Below are 15,040 nucleotides of genomic sequence, written 5' to 3'. Positions count from 1 at the left end.
CGGGTCGAACCAAAAAGCAGCGACGTTTTCAAACACTTTGGATACGTTAGAATCTCCCTATTCGTCTTAAAACTAGTTGTAGAGGTCTCAATTTGTCCATAAAGAATTGCTACTTTTGCGGCAAATAAACACCGACACACATGCAATCCACTAACATCAAAAATGCTTATAGGCTAAGGCTCAAAGAGAAGATTCTCAATGCAGCACACCAGTTGTTTTGCAAGTATGGAATACGTCGGGTAAAGATGGACGACATAGCCAACAAGCTGCGAATCTCAAAACGCACGCTCTATGAAATCTATCAAAACAAAGAAAAATTGCTTTTCGAGGTTGTACAACGGAACGAAGACCTGAAATACAAAAAATTACAGGAAATCGACACCCCCGGAAGCACGGTAATAGACATAATAATTGAACTCTACAGACAAAAGACCGAAGAACTTAGAAAAATAAACCCAACTTTCCTCGAAGAACTCCATAAGTATCCGCATCTGTTGGAATACATCAAAAACAAGCATGAAAGGAAAAGACACATACTCATGGAATTCGTGAAACGAGGCATAAACGAGGGCTATTTTCTGCCGAACATCAACTATGAAATTGCTGCGCAGCTGACCGACGCCGCCGGACAATTCATAATGAACAACTATCTGTACAAAAAATACGACTTCCAAGAAATCTTCAAAACATCAATTCTTCTATACGTACGCGGAATATGCACCCCCAAAGGCGTTCAACAGCTCGACAACTTCCTAGCGACACTCTAGTGAGAAGCTCCATACATTTTTAAGGTAAAAAGATTCATAACTCCGAATTTTAAATGAAAGATAATGCCCACAAACCTCTAGCACTGACAGTGCTGGTTGTGTTCTTCTTAGTGCTACTTCATTTCTTGCCGAAAACAACAGTAGGCGGAATGGAACTACGCGAGATAGACATTCTGAGTTCTCTTTCAAACAAAAAAGAAAACTCCACAGAACTAGTGCCGAAAATTGCTAAACCAAAGCAAATAATCGTGCGCGACAAAAACGGCCGAATCGTAAACTTCAAAGAAAAATGGCCCAAAGGAACCGAACGAATACTAGACTTTTCGCAAGGAGCAGACGGAGGAATGGACAACTTCTATAGCAAACTAACCCAACTTGCACAAAAACAAAAACAAAACAACCCAGTGAGAATAGCATACTATGGCGACTCGTTCATCGAAGGAGATATCCTCCTGGCCGACCTCCGAGAAATGCTGCAAAAAAAATATGGCGGATACGGAGTAGGATGGATTGACGCCGGCAACGAACTGAATCAATATAAACACGTGGTTACAAACAAATTCTCCGGACTAACCGAACATCTGGTAAAGAAACCAGCAGGATATAATGTTGCAGAAGCCGGACTGGCCGAGCGATATTACACCATGAAAGGTAACGCCGAGATAAAACTAACCCCCTTCAGTACACACGAATATCCACACACCGATAAATGGACTTCCACAAAACTCTATCTTCGCTCACGCGGAGGCGCCACAGTAATCATACAACATTCAGGCAGTAACAAGAAATTCAATCTGCCTGCATCACCGAAAATACAATACGTCGAAGCCCTCTCACCCGAGTTTACATCCATGGCCAACATAAAAGTGAACGGCCGCAACACAATTCTCTTCGGAACCGCACAAGAATCCGAGAAAGGAGTAGTGATAGACAATTTCAGCATGCGCGGCTCCAGCGGAACCACCCTCGCCCGACTACCCCAATCAATGCTGAAACAGTTTGCCGAGATTCGCCCCTACGACCTAATCGTACTGCAATTCGGAGTAAATGTAATCGGCGAGAAAGTAACCTCCGACAATCTCAAACGCTATGTCGCCAACATGAAAACCGTAGTGATGCACTTCCGCAACAGTTTCCCGAAAGCAAGCATACTCGTCGTAAGCACTCCCGACCGCGGCTCCAAAAGAATGCCCAACGGAACAATGCGCGGAATCGAAATGCTTGCCGGATATCAGGAAAAACTTGCCTCCGACTGCAAAGTAGGCTTCTACAGCCTCTTTCACGCAATGGGAGGCCCAGGAACAATGATGCGGATAGTAGATCAAAACGGAATGGGAACCAAAGACTATGTGCACATCAACTACAAAGGCGGCAAATATGTCGCAAAAAGAATATACAACTCAATCGTAGCAGGACAACAAAACTACGCTCGACGGCAGAACTACAACAATTAGAGCAATGAACCCAGATAACATACTCGAACTCATTGAAAACATCTTTTGCGCAATTCTCAACGGATTCGCAAACTATTTCAACACCATCGACATCTCGAAACTGCCACCTATGCTGGGGTACGACCCACGCGAACCGCTGCTATTCTCATCGGGCACATTCTTATTCGTGTTCCTAGCATTCGCACTCGCCTATTTCGTACTCCGAAAACAACTCACGGCGCGACTCCTATTCGTAACGCTATTCTCCTACTATTTCTTCTATAAAAGCAGCGGACTATACTTCCTCCTGCTCGTCTTCGTGACACTCACCGACTACGGAATAGCCCACCGAATAGCAGCCAGCGCAAAACACAAACGAGCCTGGCTAGTTCTGAGCTTACTCATCGACATGGGCATGCTAGCCTATTTCAAATACACCAACTTCTTCACCGGGATGGTGGCACAAATGATAGGCTCGAACTTCCAGCCGTGGGACATATTCCTACCCGTCGGAATCAGCTTCTTCACCTTCAAATCCGTGTCCTACACCATCGACGTCTATCGTGGTAAAATGCCTCCAATGACAAGCCTGCTCGACTACGCATTCCACGTTAGCTTCTTCCCCACAATCCTCGCCGGACCAATTGTTCGCGCAACCGACTTCGGTCCGCAAATACGTAAACCTCTACACATAAGCAAGGACATGTTCGCCCGAGCCGTGTATCTCATCATCATCGGATTATTCAAGAAAGCTGTCATATCCGACTACATCGCACAAAACTTCGTCGACCGCGTGTTCGACAACCCCACACTCTTCTCCGGAGGCGAAATCCTACTAGGTATCTACGGCTATTGCTTCCAGATTTATTGCGACTTCTCCGGCTATTCCGACATAGCCATCGGAATCTCCCTCCTACTCGGATTTAAGCTTCCCGCCAATTTTGACGCCCCATTCAAGGCCGACTCGATGAGCGACTTCTGGCGACGCTGGCACATATCACTCTCCACATGGATAAGAGATTATGTTTACATATCATTGGGCGGAAACCGACACGGAAAATGGCGCATGTATCTCAACCAAATGATTGCAATGACCGCCTGCGGACTATGGCACGGTGCCTCGCTCAACTTCATAGTTTGGGGCGCGCTGCACGGCCTACTCGTTTGCATACATAAATTCTGGTCGCAAACCGTGATGCACCACGACCGACGCTATCATCCCACCGGACTGCGCCGCTTTATCTCCGTTGTCCTCACCTTCCACACCCTATGCCTCACCTGGCTATTCTTCCGCTGCAAAGACTTCGACAGCGTGTGGATAATGCTCAAACAACTAGTCGAAAAGTTTAATCTCGCCCTGCTGCCCGACGTCTTTGAGGCCTACAAATATGTATTCATACTCATGGCTCTAGCCCTTGTGAGTCACTGGATACCCGCTAAACTCGAAACTCGATTCGTTGGCATATTGCAGCGTGGCGGCGTATTCTTCTCAGCCATTGCCATAACCATCGTGATATTCATAATCATGCAAGTGAAAAGCTCCGAAATTCAGCCCTTCATATATTTCCAGTTCTAATCCTCTCCCCACGTTTTTGTTTTTTATTCCATCCTATCGTCCTGCCGAGAATTCCCCCATCGGCGGGACAATTTTATTCTAACGCAATTAAGGACACTTGTCAGAGCAAGATTGCCTCTCAATTTTGACAATGCTTCACCGACCGGGTACAAAAAAACAAAACCCGTTGACGAATTTCGTAATTCGCAACGGGTTTTGAATTAGATATCTCGTACGCTTCCCGCAGTGGGGGAAGCGCACGAAAAGAGAATTTACTTCTTCAGCTTGAGGTCGTAGTTCAAACCTGATTTGCTGTCGGGCTCCTCTAGGTTGTTAGACACCATGCGGAGAGCAGAGTCGTTCAGCAGAAGGAACGTGAGAGTATCGCCTTTGCCGGTGGCAAGCTGATAGTACTTCTTGTTGTTCTTCCCGTCGAGCTCCTTATACTGACCTGAATAGGAGAAACTGCCGGCCTTGTCGGTTTCCGACTTCATGTAGGTTTCCGTGATGGCAAAGCTCTTGGACGAATCCTGGGCGATGGCCAAACGATAGTTTATACCTGCCATGTCGGCTGCCGGAACAGTTCCTTCATAGACCATCGAGTCGGTGGCCATAGAATCCTGTGCGGTACTGTCAGCTTTTCCTGCTGCTGAGTTGGTTTTGTTGTTGCAGTTGCATGAGGCCATTAGGGCGCATGCAGCAACCATGAATACAATTTTCTTCATAATCTTTTCTTTGTTTTTAAATATTAATATTCGCATTTAGCGTTCGCTTCTGCCGTGCCGCTCGCCTCTTGGACGTCGTTGAGGTTCAACGTATCCTTCCGGTTTGGGAAGTAGGCAGCGGTGCGAGAGTTTATATTTTCCGGTCTTAGGGTCAATGTCAAGCAGTTTGACTTTTATCTTGTCGCCTTCCCTCAGGCCGGTTTCTTCTACAGTTTCGAGTCGTTTCCAGTCTAGTTCCGAGATATGCAACAATCCGTCTTTTCCTGGAAGTATTTCCACGAAGCATCCGTATGGCATAATTGAGCGCACTGTTCCGTCGTAAACTTCGCCTACTTCGGGTATGGCCACGATTGCCTTTATCTTGGCTATGGCTGCGTCGATAGATTCTTTGTTGGGTGCTGACACTTGAACTTTGCCCACTCCGTCGGTTTCGTCGATGGTGATAGTTGAACCTGTGTCTTCCTGCATTTGCTGGATTATTTTTCCACCCGGACCAATGACTGCACCGATGAATTCTTTTGGAATTTCGAATGTTATGATGCGCGGTACTTGCGGTTTCATTTCCTGGCGTGGCTCGGAGATGGTTTCGAGCATTTTTCCAAGGATGTGTTCACGACCGGCTTTGGCTTGCATGAGAGCTTTTTCGAGAATTTCGAATGAGAGCCCATCGCACTTGATATCCATTTGGGTGGCTGTTAAACCGTCTTTTGTTCCGGTTGTTTTGAAGTCCATATCACCCAAGTGGTCTTCATCGCCCAAGATATCGCTCAATATAGCGTATTTGTCTTCGCCAGGGTTTTTGATGAGACCCATTGCAATTCCGGACACCGGTTTCTGCATTGGCACACCAGCATCCATCAAAGCTAGAGTTCCGGCGCAAACTGTCGCCATGGACGATGAGCCGTTAGACTCTAGAATGGTGCTAACAAGGCGAATAGTGTATGGGAAATCAGCTGGGATCTGACCTTTCAAGCCTCTCCATGCCAGATGACCGTGGCCTATTTCGCGCCTACCAACTCCACGCTGTGCTTTGGCTTCGCCGGTGCAGAATGGCGGGAAGTTGTAGTGAAGCAGGAATCGTTGATAGCTTTTATCGAGTACGTTGTCAACCATTTTTTCGTCGAGCTTAGTACCAAGTGTACAAGTTGAGAGCGACATTGTTTCACCGCGCTGGAAGAGCGAGCTTCCGTGGGGCATTGGAAGTGGTTCGGTTTCGCACCAGATGGGGCGGATCTCATCAGTTGCACGTCCATCCATTCGTTTTCCGGTATCGAGTACGCTGCGGCGCATTGAGTCGCGTTGCACATCGGAGAAGTATCGATCGATTTGTGCGTGTTTCTCTTCGAGTTCATCTTCGCTGAGGTCAGTGTGTGCAGCATCGTAAGCCTCTATGAAATCTGTTTTAATTTTATCGTAGACTTCCTCGCGATGTTTTTTGTCAGCATCTCCGCTCTGTGCTTCAGCATAGCATGCGTCATAGGTTTCCTTGCGTACCTGTTCGCGGAGTTCTTCATCGTTTGTTTCGTCGTTGTATTCGCGCTTAACGTCGGTTCCGAGTTCCTTCGAGAGTTCTTCCTGCAGTTCGCACATGGGTTTAATGGCTTCGTGTGCCACTTTGAGGGCGTTGATTAGGTCTTGCTCGGACACTTCTTTCATTTCGCCTTCAACCATCATGATATTGTCTTTGGTTGCTCCCACCATGATGTCCATATCAGCTTCTTTCATTTGTTCGAATGTTGGGTCGATTACGTATTCACCGTTGATACGTGCCACACGAACTTCTGAAATGGGGAATTCAATTGGTATATTGGACGCCGCCATGGCTGCCGATGCTGCAAATCCTGCAAGTGCATCGGGTTGTTCTACTCCATCGGCGGAAAGCAAAAGTACGTTCACATAAACTTCCGTGTGATAGTCGGCCGGAAAGAGCGGACGTAGCACTCGGTCTACAAGACGCGATGTGAGGATTTCGTCGTCGTTGGCTTTGCCCTCGCGTTTGGTGAATCCGCCTGGGAAGCGGCCTGCGGCAGCATATTGCTCGCGATAATCTACTTGCAAAGGCATGAAGTCGGTTCCCGGAACTGCCTCTTTGGCTGCACAAACTGTTGCGAGGAGCACCGTATTGCCCATTCTCAACATAGCCGAGCCGTCGGCTTGTTTTGCAACCTTTCCGGTTTCAATAGAGATGGTTCTTCCATCTGGCAATTGAACTGTTTTCTTAATTACGTTCATCTAAAATCTAAAAAAATACTTTATTGTTTTGACCTACATCAGCGATAGTTTCTTCATTCGCACCTTGCTGTTTCGAGGGAGACGATTGGTTTGCTACCTTTTGAAATAAAATCGCACAAAGATACCGATTAAATGTCTAACCCTACGAAAAAGGAATCTGTTTCCCGTTGTGGGAGAGCAGATTCCTAACGTAAGATATGTTACGAACAGTTTCTATTTCGGATTTTCGAGCTTTTGAAATTCATCGAATGTGATGGATTCTTTTTTGAGCGTCACTACGTCTTTAAGAGCCAAAGCTACCTTCCGACTACGGGCTGTTTCAACGAATGAGTCGACGTTTTCTTTCTTTTTGAGAATCTCGTCGGCATATTTGTTTAGCATTTCGTCGGTTACGTTGGTCATTCCGAATTGCATGAACTGGGCACGGGCCGAATTACGAGCTACTTCGCGAATGTCGTTTCCATCGATTTTGACGTTATGTGCTTCGGCGAGTTTCTCTTCGATGATATGATTGGTGAGCACTTTCAAACTATCCTCGTAGTTTTTATCGACGAATTCTTGGCCTTTGTCTTTGTTGTTGGCAAGCATGATTCGTTTGAGAATAGTGTCTGGGAATTGCAGTTTGCCTACTTTCTTATAGCAATAGGCCTGCAAATCTTGCATGAATCGGAACTCTGAATTTTCAACAAGTTGTTGGGCTATTCCTTGGGATATTTTTTCTCTGAAGGCCTGTTCGTCGTTTATTCCGGCCTCTTCTCCGTAAATGCTGTCCCAAAGTTCTTTGTTGTTATCGGCCTTTACAAAGCGTGTAATCTCGGTTATTTGGTACGAGAAATTGCCTTTGTGGTTAGCCACTTCGCTGCGTTCTATTTTGAGAAGCGACATCAGTTCGCTTTCGTTTCCCGAGTTTGCCTCCCATGGGTTGAATGTTATGATATCGCCCTGTTTAGCGCCATCGAAAAGTTTCTTTTGCGAATCATCTTTTAAGAATGTGGGCATCATCACAGCTCCTTCAACAACTACTCCCCCTTCGAGAGTGTTGCCTTTTTCGTCGAGTTCGCGAAGGTCTCCCTTTAGCATGTCTCTTTGTTCGGGGTCATATTCGGTCACCTTGTCATAGTGTCCGGCCCGGTCTCTGAAGATTTCAATCTGGTCGTTGACCATCTTATCGTCGACGGTTATTTCGTAGTATTTTATTTTATCCTTCTTGCTCATTTCGAGCTTGAATTCGGGTGCTACGGCGATATCGAATTTAAATTCATACGGTGCTTCACCATCCAAATCCACCTGTTGCTGGCTTTCTGATGGTAGTGGCTGGCCAAGCATTTCTATTTTATTGTCGACAATGTATTTATTCAATTGTTCGCCGAGAACTTTGTTTATGGCGTCGACTTTCACCTGCGAGCCTATCTGCCGTTTAATCATTCCCATCGGTACCTGACCGGGACGGAAGCCGGGGATGTTGGCACGTTTGCGATAGTCTTTGAGTGTTTTTTCGACCTCGTTTTTGTAATCTGCTTCCTCGACTGTCATGGTCAGCAGACCATTTATTTTGTCGGGATTTTCGAATGAAATTTTCATCTCTGGAGTATTTATTTTATTTGATTATTCTTGCAAAGAACTTTGCGTTATGTCAGCTGAAACGGTTTATTTGCCTGACTTTGGGTGGCAAAGGTAGTGTTTTTTTTGGATGCTTTGCAATGGGCCTGACGTTCTGCCAGCGAAAGGGGGAGATGGATAATCTCCGGCTGTTGTATTCGCATTTCCCGACAAGCAATATTTTTTCTCGGCGGCGAATGATTCGACGGAGCAAAAAAATGGTTTTTTATTGCTGGCGAATGGTTCGACGAGGGTAAAAGAGTATTTTTCTAGGCGGCGAATGGTTCGACGGAGCAAAAAAATGGTTTTTTATTGCTGGCGAATGGTTCGACGAGGGTAAAAGGGCATTTTTCTAGGCAGCGAACAGTTCGACGGGGCAAAAAATGGTTTTTTATTGCTGGCGAATGGTTCGACGAGAGCAAAAGGGCATTTTTCTAGGCGGCGAACGGTTCGAAATCATATCCAACAACTCTATTGCAGTTTTCGAACCGGTGGAACGGCATTTCAAGAGCTTTTTTCCTGCCGTAGTTTCTGATAGAGGTAATTAAAAAGGTATCCCCCTTCGAGGAGGATACTTTATATTATTATGAAACCTGTGCTTGACTTATTTCTCCACGCCGTCGGTTGTTAGCAGGAGTGTTTTGCCGTCGCGCCGAACTTCAAAATATGGCGGTTCGTCGCGCAGAGCAATACTGTCGTATATAAAAGGTGCAACTATCGACTCGCTACCGTCCGGGCTAACTAGGCCCATCTTACCGTTGAGCTGTGCAATAATGGGCATCGTACGCAGGTCGTCAACATATACATAGCACGTTCTGAGGAACTCATATTTCGGACTGAGAATGGTTTTCCCTCGGTGGTCGAGGATGCCGAATAAGCCATCGCGCTCAATTACTTCGTGGTATTGAATATAGAGTTCGCGAATCAGCGCCAAATAACGCTCCATACGGTCGTTGTCGTTCAGAAGCGTTAGCAGAAAATCATAGGTGTCCGAATAGTTTGCCATTGCCCTGGCCAAAACCACTTTCATGTCTAGTCCGTGAAGCACCTTCCGATTCAGGTCGATATATCGCGCAATTGCCTGCTCTTTCTCTTCGAGCGTCATATCGCCAAGGTGCTCTTCGAAGCGCAACATCTGCTGTTTGCTTCCGCGCATGGCTTTGATGTAGCGATGAATTTGCCGCGACATTTCTTTGCATACGAAATGGCGAATTTGCCGTTCCTCTATCGGGTCAGCGAATTCTTTGTTGAAGTTGTCTTGCGTAATCATGGGTGTGTCCTCTCTTTTTCTTTATTATTGACGCAGCCAAAGTTACGGAGATAATGTTGAATAGCACCATAAGAAACCAAGCCCATACTAAGTTCCAGAGCGTACCGAGCATTGGTAAGGAAGTAGTCCAGAACAATATAACTTTCTTTATTTCGTACTTTTGCGGTGTGAAAATCAGAGTCAGAGATAAAGAAATATTGAATCTTGCACTGCCGTCGATAGTCAGTAATATAACCGTGCCGCTGCTTGGACTGGTTGATTTGGCCATCGTTGGACACATTGGAAACGAAAGCTATATCGGAGCCATTGCCATCGGAACGATGATTTTCAACGTAACCTACTGGGTTCTGAACTTTCTCCGTATGGGAACCGGCGGATTGGCAGCGCAATCCTATGGGCAGAATAATTGGCAGGAATGCTTGCGCGTGCTGACAAGGTCGCTCGCCATCGGACTCGGAATAGGATTCATACTCATCGCAACCGGCAAATGGGTTGGCCCTATAATGATGCAGCTCATGAATACACCCAAAACAGCAGCAGAAGCAGTGATGGAATATTATCACATCGTTGTTTTCGGCGCTCCGGCCATGTTGGGTCTCTATAGTCTCACTGGCTGGTTCGTGGGCATGCAAAACACCCGAGCGCCAATGCTGGTGGCCATCCTGCAAAATGTAGTAAACATAGCAGTGTCGTTGCTGCTGGTATTAGGGTTCGAATGGAAAATAGAAGGAGTAGCCACAGGAACGCTAGTTGCGCAATGGAGTGGGTTCGCGATTGCAATGGCGCTGGCCTGGCAAGAAATTAGGCACAAGATTCCGACATCCGACAGGCAAGCGAGACATGTCGGCAAAGCCATAAAACAGCTTCAGGCGTGGAAGCGATTCTTCAGCGTGAACAGCGACATATTTTTCAGAACCCTGTGTCTCGTTGCAGTGAACACGGCTTTCACAAGTGCCGGCGGACGACAAGGAGCCACTATGTTGGCCGTGAACACTCTACTGATGACAATGTTCACGCTCTTCTCGTATGTGATGGACGGATTCGCCTATGCCGGCGAGGCTCTCAGCGGGAAATACTACGGAGCAAGCGACTGGCACGGATTGAAAGATGTTGCCCGCCGACTGTTCGTTTTCGGCGGATTGATGACAGTTCTTTTCACTGCAGTTTATGCCATAGGCGGTAGAAATTTCCTTGTACTTCTCACCGACCAAAGGCAGGTTATCGAAGCAGCCGAACCTTATTTACCGCTGGTTTGGCTCATTCCGTTGGCCGGCGTAACGGCCTTTATCATGGACGGAATTTTTATCGGTCTCACCGCCACGAAAGGTATGCTTGTCTCATCGGTTTTGGCAGCGGCATGCTTTTTCGCCGTCTACTTTCTCACCCGCGACTCAATAGGCAACAGCGGTTTATGGCTGGCCTTTCTGCTCTTTCTGGCCATGCGCGGAATAGTCCAATTGCTCTGGGCACGGTTCAGAATAACTCAAAATTGTGTAACTATAAAAGATTGATTTTATGAACTTTGGTTTCGGGATAATAATACTCATTGTAATGCTTTCGGCATGCACGTATGTAGGGTGGCATGTTTGGCAGATTCTTCCACTTCCCGTAATGTGTAAGTGGATTGCGGTTGCGTTAATGGCACTCTCTGTTGTGCTGCTTTTCACCAACTTCATCTTCGGGCTCGACAATAAGCCCGCTACTTTGGCCACGATGCTCTACACTGTTGGCTCATCATCTATCTTCATCGGTCTCTACATGGCCATGCTTTTCATCGTTCTCGACCTGGGCAGGCTGGTTCATCTTATTCCTAAGAGCTTGCTATACAACAGTTGGGCGGGCAGCATCGCGGTGTTCGTTACGATTTTCGGGATATTCCTTTATGGCAACCTGCATTATTACAACAAAGCACGGGTAGACCTCAAGCTTGAAACGCCTGCTATATTGAAGAAGCCGGTGCGCATAGTCATGATGAGCGATCTGCATCTCGGCTATCCAAACCAGGTGGATGAGTTCCGTAAATGGGTAGACAAGGTGAACGCCGAACGGCCCGACCTAATTCTTATTGCAGGCGATATTCTTGACGGGAATATCGGTATCGTGCGACGACAGAACATGCAACAGGAGTTTCGTCGGCTCAACGCACCCATTTATGCATGCCTGGGCAATCATGAATATATGACCGGCAGGAATGAGTCGATTCGATTCTACAGCGAGGCCGGCATAAATCTGCTCATCGACAGTGTGGCCACAGTTTCGCTCCCGTCTAAGGACACGATAGCGATTATCGGGCGCGACGACCGAACCAATCCTAATCGCAAAAGTGTTGCCCAACTCTTGGAAAATGCCCCTTTCGGTGCATATTCCATCTTGCTCGACCATCAACCCTATCATCTTGAAGAAGCCGAGCAGGCCGGTATAAACTTCCAGTTCTCCGGACACACGCACTACGGACAAGTATGGCCCATCAGCTGGATTGAGGATTTGATATACGAAGATGCATTCGGTTCGCTCCGTAAAGGCAAAACCGACTATTATGTTTCGTCGGGCATCGGAATATGGGGTGGGAAATTCCGCATCGGCACACGCTCCGAATATGTTGTGGCCGAGATAAACTCAACTGCAAAATGATTGATTCGGCTATATTCCAAGGCAAAACGGCGCGATTCTACACGCTGGGATGCAAACTCAACTTCTCGGAAACAAGCACCTTCGCCCGTTGCCTGTTCGATATGGGTGTCACCGAGGCTTCCAAAGATGAGCAGGCCGACATTTGCCTCATCAACACGTGTTCGGTAACCGAGGTTGCCAACCACAAGTGCCGGCAGGCAATCAACAAGATGGTGCGCCTCAATCCTAAGGCTTTCATAATTGTCACGGGGTGTTATGCCCAGCTCGAGAGCGAAACGGTGGCACAGATTCCCGGCGTAGATCTGGTTTTGGGCAGCAATGAAAAGGCCGATCTGATTCAATATCTCAGCAACGCGTGGAATTCCAAGCCCACCGACGGCAGTTTGCACGCCCATCACACTGTAAGCACGAAGAACATTAAATCGTTTCAGCCCAGCTGTTCGCGCGGCAATCGAACTCGCTATTTTCTCAAGGTACAGGATGGATGCAATTATTTCTGCACCTACTGTACCATTCCTTTTGCAAGAGGTTTCTCACGCAATCCCAGTATAGCATCGCTCGTAGAGCAGGCTCGCGAGGCAGCAAGCGAAGGCGGGAAAGAGATTGTGCTCACCGGCGTGAATATCGGCGACTTCAGAACCGACTCGGGCGAAACATTCTACCGCCTGGTTGAAGCACTCGACAGAGATGTGGAGGGAATAGAACGATTCAGAATAAGTTCAATCGAACCCAACCTGCTCACCGACGAATTAATTGATTTCTGCGCCCGCTCGCGCGCCTTCATGCCCCACTTCCACATTCCGCTCCAAAGTGGTTCCGACGAGGTGCTTAAGCTGATGCACCGCCGCTACGACACGGCTCTATTTGCTCATAAAATTGAGCTCATAAAGAAGCTTATGCCCCACGCATTCATCGGCGTGGACGTAATGGTGGGATGTCGCGGCGAACTACCCGAACATTTTGAGGCATCGTTCAACTTTATTGAATCGCTGCCGGTAACTCAGCTCCACGTGTTCCCCTACTCCGAACGCCCGGGCACGACAGCGCTCTCCATCCCGCATATTGTCGACGAGCGCGAGAAGAAACGTCGGGCACACCGGCTCATCGAGCTCTCCGACCGCAAAACCCAGCAGTTTTATGCCTCACACATCGGTTGCGAGGCCAGCGTACTTTTCGAGAAATCAATCAAGGGCAAAGCCATGCACGGCTTTACCGACAACTACATTCGCGTAGAACTCTCGCCAGATAGAACGAAAGAGGAATACGACAATCAGATAATCGCCGTACGGCTCGGCGACTTCAATTTCGATAAATCAGCCCTGAAAGCAGAAATAATATGAAAGTAGCAATAGTGATTCTCAACTGGAACGGCCGTAATATGCTGGCCAAGTATCTACCCACAGTATTGGAGTTCTCGCGCGAGGATGCCGAAGTAATCGTGGCCGACAATGCATCGACCGACGACTCCCTCGAGTGGCTGCGCAACAACTATCCCAATCTGCGAACCATAGCGCTTGACCGAAACTACGGTTTCGCCGAAGGTTATAATCGAGCCCTCAGCCAGATTGAGAGCAAATACTACGTACTGCTCAACAGCGACGTGCTAGTGACTCATCACTGGCTAACGCCGCTCATAGAAGAAATGGATGTTCATGCCGACATAGCCGCCTGTCAGCCCAAGCTACTGTCCATGGCCGACAACGATGCCTTCGAATATGCCGGCGCGTCGGGCGGATTCATCGACAAATACGGATATCCATTCTGTCGCGGTCGACTCTTCGAAACCCTCGAAGACGACAACGGCCAGTACGACAACCGACAGCAGGTGCTCTGGGCAACCGGCGCATGCCTCATGATTCGCTCGGCCGACTATTGGGCAGCAGGCGGGCTCGATGGCCGGTTCTTCGCCCACAACGAAGAAATCGACCTCTGCTGGCGACTGCATCTCATGGGACGAAAAATATTCTGCTTCCCCGAGAGCCACGTGTTCCACCTCGGCGGCGGAACATTGCCCAAATCGAACCCGCAGAAAACATTCCTCAACTTCCGAAACAACCTCACCATGCTTTGGAAGAACCTCCCAAAGAGCGAACTCCGCAGCGTTATGCGAATCCGTTTCTTCCTCGACTATCTAGCCGCTTTCGGAACCCTGATTCTCAACCGCAACACAGGCGATTTCCTAGCTATCTTCCGCGCCCGCCGTGCATTCAAGAAATGGCGAACCACGTTCCGCGACCCCTCATGCGAAACGACATCCCAAGCCGATTCCAACGACGGACGAAAGCCCTACTCCATCTTGTGGGAGTATTATATAAAAGGTCACAAGAAGTTCGACGACCTCCCATCGTAACCCACCCGGCAAACGCAAAACATCTTCGCCGCAACCACCATTTCGAAATAAAAAAACGGCATATCAGAAAGCCAAACAACATTCGAAGACCCGGAACGTCGCAATCCGGCAACAAAAAGGCTTTCGAAGCCTCGGAACGTCGCAATCCGGCAATAAAAAGGCTTTCGAGGCCTCGGAACGTCGCAATCCGGCAATAAAAAGGCTTTCGAAGACCCGGAACGTCGCAATCCGACAATAAAAAGGCTTTCGAGGCCTCGGAACGTCGCAATCCGGCAACAAAAAGGCTTTCGAGGCCCCGGAACGCCGCAATCCGGCAATAAAAAGGCTTTCGAAGCCCTGGAACGCCGCAATCCGGCAATAAAAAGGCTTTCGAAGACCCGGAACGCCGCAATCCGGCAATAAAAAGGCTTTCGAAGCCCTGGAACGCCGCAATCCGGCAATAAAAAGGCTTTCGAAGACCCGGAACGCCGCAATCCGG

The 15,040-nt window shown here is 47.9% G+C and carries 12 protein-coding genes; 7 read left to right on the top strand and 5 right to left on the bottom strand.

Features of this window, described 5'->3' with window-relative positions; all coding sequences use genetic code 11:
* Positions 1–140 precede the first annotated feature (140 nt).
* From HMPREF9140_RS00795 to HMPREF9140_RS00785, 3 genes are read left to right on the top strand one after another with little or no spacing between them, the layout of a single operon-like run.
* Positions 141–767 carry a TetR/AcrR family transcriptional regulator gene (locus HMPREF9140_RS00795; RefSeq protein ID WP_006951089.1) on the top strand — a complete coding sequence of 209 codons (627 nt, stop codon included), beginning with the start codon at positions 141–143 and terminating at the stop codon, positions 765–767.
* A gap of 53 nt (positions 768–820) precedes the next feature.
* Entirely contained in the window at positions 821–2,221 is a 1,401-nt protein-coding gene (locus tag HMPREF9140_RS00790; RefSeq protein ID WP_006951087.1) for a GDSL-type esterase/lipase family protein, read from the top strand.
* A gap of 4 nt (positions 2,222–2,225) precedes the next feature.
* Positions 2,226–3,776, top strand: coding sequence for an MBOAT family O-acyltransferase (locus tag HMPREF9140_RS00785; RefSeq protein ID WP_006951083.1), 1,551 nt, complete (start codon positions 2,226–2,228; stop codon positions 3,774–3,776).
* A 251-nt stretch (positions 3,777–4,027) separates the two neighbouring features.
* Here the strand turns inward: HMPREF9140_RS00785 and HMPREF9140_RS00780 are convergent, their stop codons facing one another.
* From HMPREF9140_RS00780 to HMPREF9140_RS00765, 4 genes are all read right to left on the bottom strand, one after another.
* Positions 4,028–4,480 (bottom strand): copper resistance protein NlpE N-terminal domain-containing protein, encoded by a 453-nt coding sequence (locus tag HMPREF9140_RS00780; RefSeq protein ID WP_006951082.1) that lies wholly within the window; start codon positions 4,478–4,480, stop codon positions 4,028–4,030.
* Between the two features lie 36 nt (positions 4,481–4,516).
* Complete coding sequence (locus HMPREF9140_RS00775; protein ID WP_006951081.1) at positions 4,517–6,712, bottom strand: polyribonucleotide nucleotidyltransferase; 2,196 nt, start codon at positions 6,710–6,712, stop codon at positions 4,517–4,519.
* A 213-nt stretch (positions 6,713–6,925) separates the two neighbouring features.
* A complete protein-coding gene (tig, locus tag HMPREF9140_RS00770) occupies positions 6,926–8,293 on the bottom strand; it encodes a trigger factor (protein ID WP_006951080.1) in 1,368 nt (455 codons plus the stop codon).
* A gap of 622 nt (positions 8,294–8,915) precedes the next feature.
* Complete coding sequence (locus tag HMPREF9140_RS00765) at positions 8,916–9,581, bottom strand: hypothetical protein (RefSeq protein ID WP_006951078.1); 666 nt, start codon at positions 9,579–9,581, stop codon at positions 8,916–8,918.
* A 53-nt stretch (positions 9,582–9,634) separates the two neighbouring features.
* On the opposite strand from HMPREF9140_RS00765, the gene HMPREF9140_RS00760 reads away from it, so the two are divergent.
* From HMPREF9140_RS00760 to HMPREF9140_RS00745, 4 genes are read left to right on the top strand one after another with little or no spacing between them, the layout of a single operon-like run.
* A complete protein-coding gene (locus HMPREF9140_RS00760) occupies positions 9,635–11,092 on the top strand; it encodes an MATE family efflux transporter (protein ID WP_006951077.1) in 1,458 nt (485 codons plus the stop codon).
* A 4-nt stretch (positions 11,093–11,096) separates the two neighbouring features.
* On the top strand, positions 11,097–12,212 hold the full coding sequence (locus tag HMPREF9140_RS00755) for a metallophosphoesterase (protein ID WP_006951076.1): 1,116 nt from the start codon (positions 11,097–11,099) through the stop codon (positions 12,210–12,212).
* Positions 12,209–13,552, top strand: a complete 1,344-nt coding sequence (gene mtaB, locus HMPREF9140_RS00750) for a tRNA (N(6)-L-threonylcarbamoyladenosine(37)-C(2))-methylthiotransferase MtaB (protein ID WP_006951075.1) — start codon at positions 12,209–12,211, stop codon at positions 13,550–13,552. The genes HMPREF9140_RS00755 and mtaB overlap by 4 nt, the downstream gene beginning before the upstream one ends.
* A complete protein-coding gene (locus HMPREF9140_RS00745) occupies positions 13,549–14,562 on the top strand; it encodes a glycosyltransferase family 2 protein (RefSeq protein ID WP_006951074.1) in 1,014 nt (337 codons plus the stop codon). Before mtaB ends, HMPREF9140_RS00745 begins: the two co-directional genes overlap by 4 nt.
* Before the next feature lie 63 nt (positions 14,563–14,625).
* On the opposite strand, the gene HMPREF9140_RS10635 is transcribed toward HMPREF9140_RS00745, so the two are convergent.
* Positions 14,626–15,040 (bottom strand): hypothetical protein (locus tag HMPREF9140_RS10635; RefSeq protein WP_216593051.1); only part of this gene is annotated, 415 nt, incomplete at its 5' end.

It is taken from the genome of Prevotella micans F0438 (assembly GCF_000243035.1).
In the GTDB taxonomy this organism is placed as follows: Bacteria; Bacteroidota; Bacteroidia; order Bacteroidales; family Bacteroidaceae; genus Prevotella; species Prevotella micans.
Note: the sequence above shows the minus strand (reverse complement) of the source record. Positions and strands in the feature narration are given on the sequence as shown.

What these genes read in the sequence shown, in the direction of transcription:
- HMPREF9140_RS00775 (WP_006951081.1), bottom strand. Translation starts at nt 6,712, where the DNA reads ATGAACGTAATTAAGAAAACAGTTCAATTGCCAGATGGAAGAACCATC.
- HMPREF9140_RS00760 (WP_006951077.1), top strand. Translation starts at nt 9,635, where the DNA reads ATGTTGAATAGCACCATAAGAAACCAAGCCCATACTAAGTTCCAGAGC.
- HMPREF9140_RS00795 (WP_006951089.1), top strand. Translation starts at nt 141, where the DNA reads ATGCAATCCACTAACATCAAAAATGCTTATAGGCTAAGGCTCAAAGAG.
- tig (WP_006951080.1), bottom strand. Translation starts at nt 8,293, where the DNA reads ATGAAAATTTCATTCGAAAATCCCGACAAAATAAATGGTCTGCTGACC.
- HMPREF9140_RS00755 (WP_006951076.1), top strand. Translation starts at nt 11,097, where the DNA reads ATGAACTTTGGTTTCGGGATAATAATACTCATTGTAATGCTTTCGGCA.
- HMPREF9140_RS00745 (WP_006951074.1), top strand. Translation starts at nt 13,549, where the DNA reads ATGAAAGTAGCAATAGTGATTCTCAACTGGAACGGCCGTAATATGCTG.
- HMPREF9140_RS00785 (WP_006951083.1), top strand. Translation starts at nt 2,226, where the DNA reads ATGAACCCAGATAACATACTCGAACTCATTGAAAACATCTTTTGCGCA.
- HMPREF9140_RS00790 (WP_006951087.1), top strand. Translation starts at nt 821, where the DNA reads ATGAAAGATAATGCCCACAAACCTCTAGCACTGACAGTGCTGGTTGTG.
- HMPREF9140_RS00780 (WP_006951082.1), bottom strand. Translation starts at nt 4,480, where the DNA reads ATGAAGAAAATTGTATTCATGGTTGCTGCATGCGCCCTAATGGCCTCA.
- mtaB (WP_006951075.1), top strand. Translation starts at nt 12,209, where the DNA reads ATGATTGATTCGGCTATATTCCAAGGCAAAACGGCGCGATTCTACACG.
- HMPREF9140_RS00765 (WP_006951078.1), bottom strand. Translation starts at nt 9,581, where the DNA reads ATGATTACGCAAGACAACTTCAACAAAGAATTCGCTGACCCGATAGAG.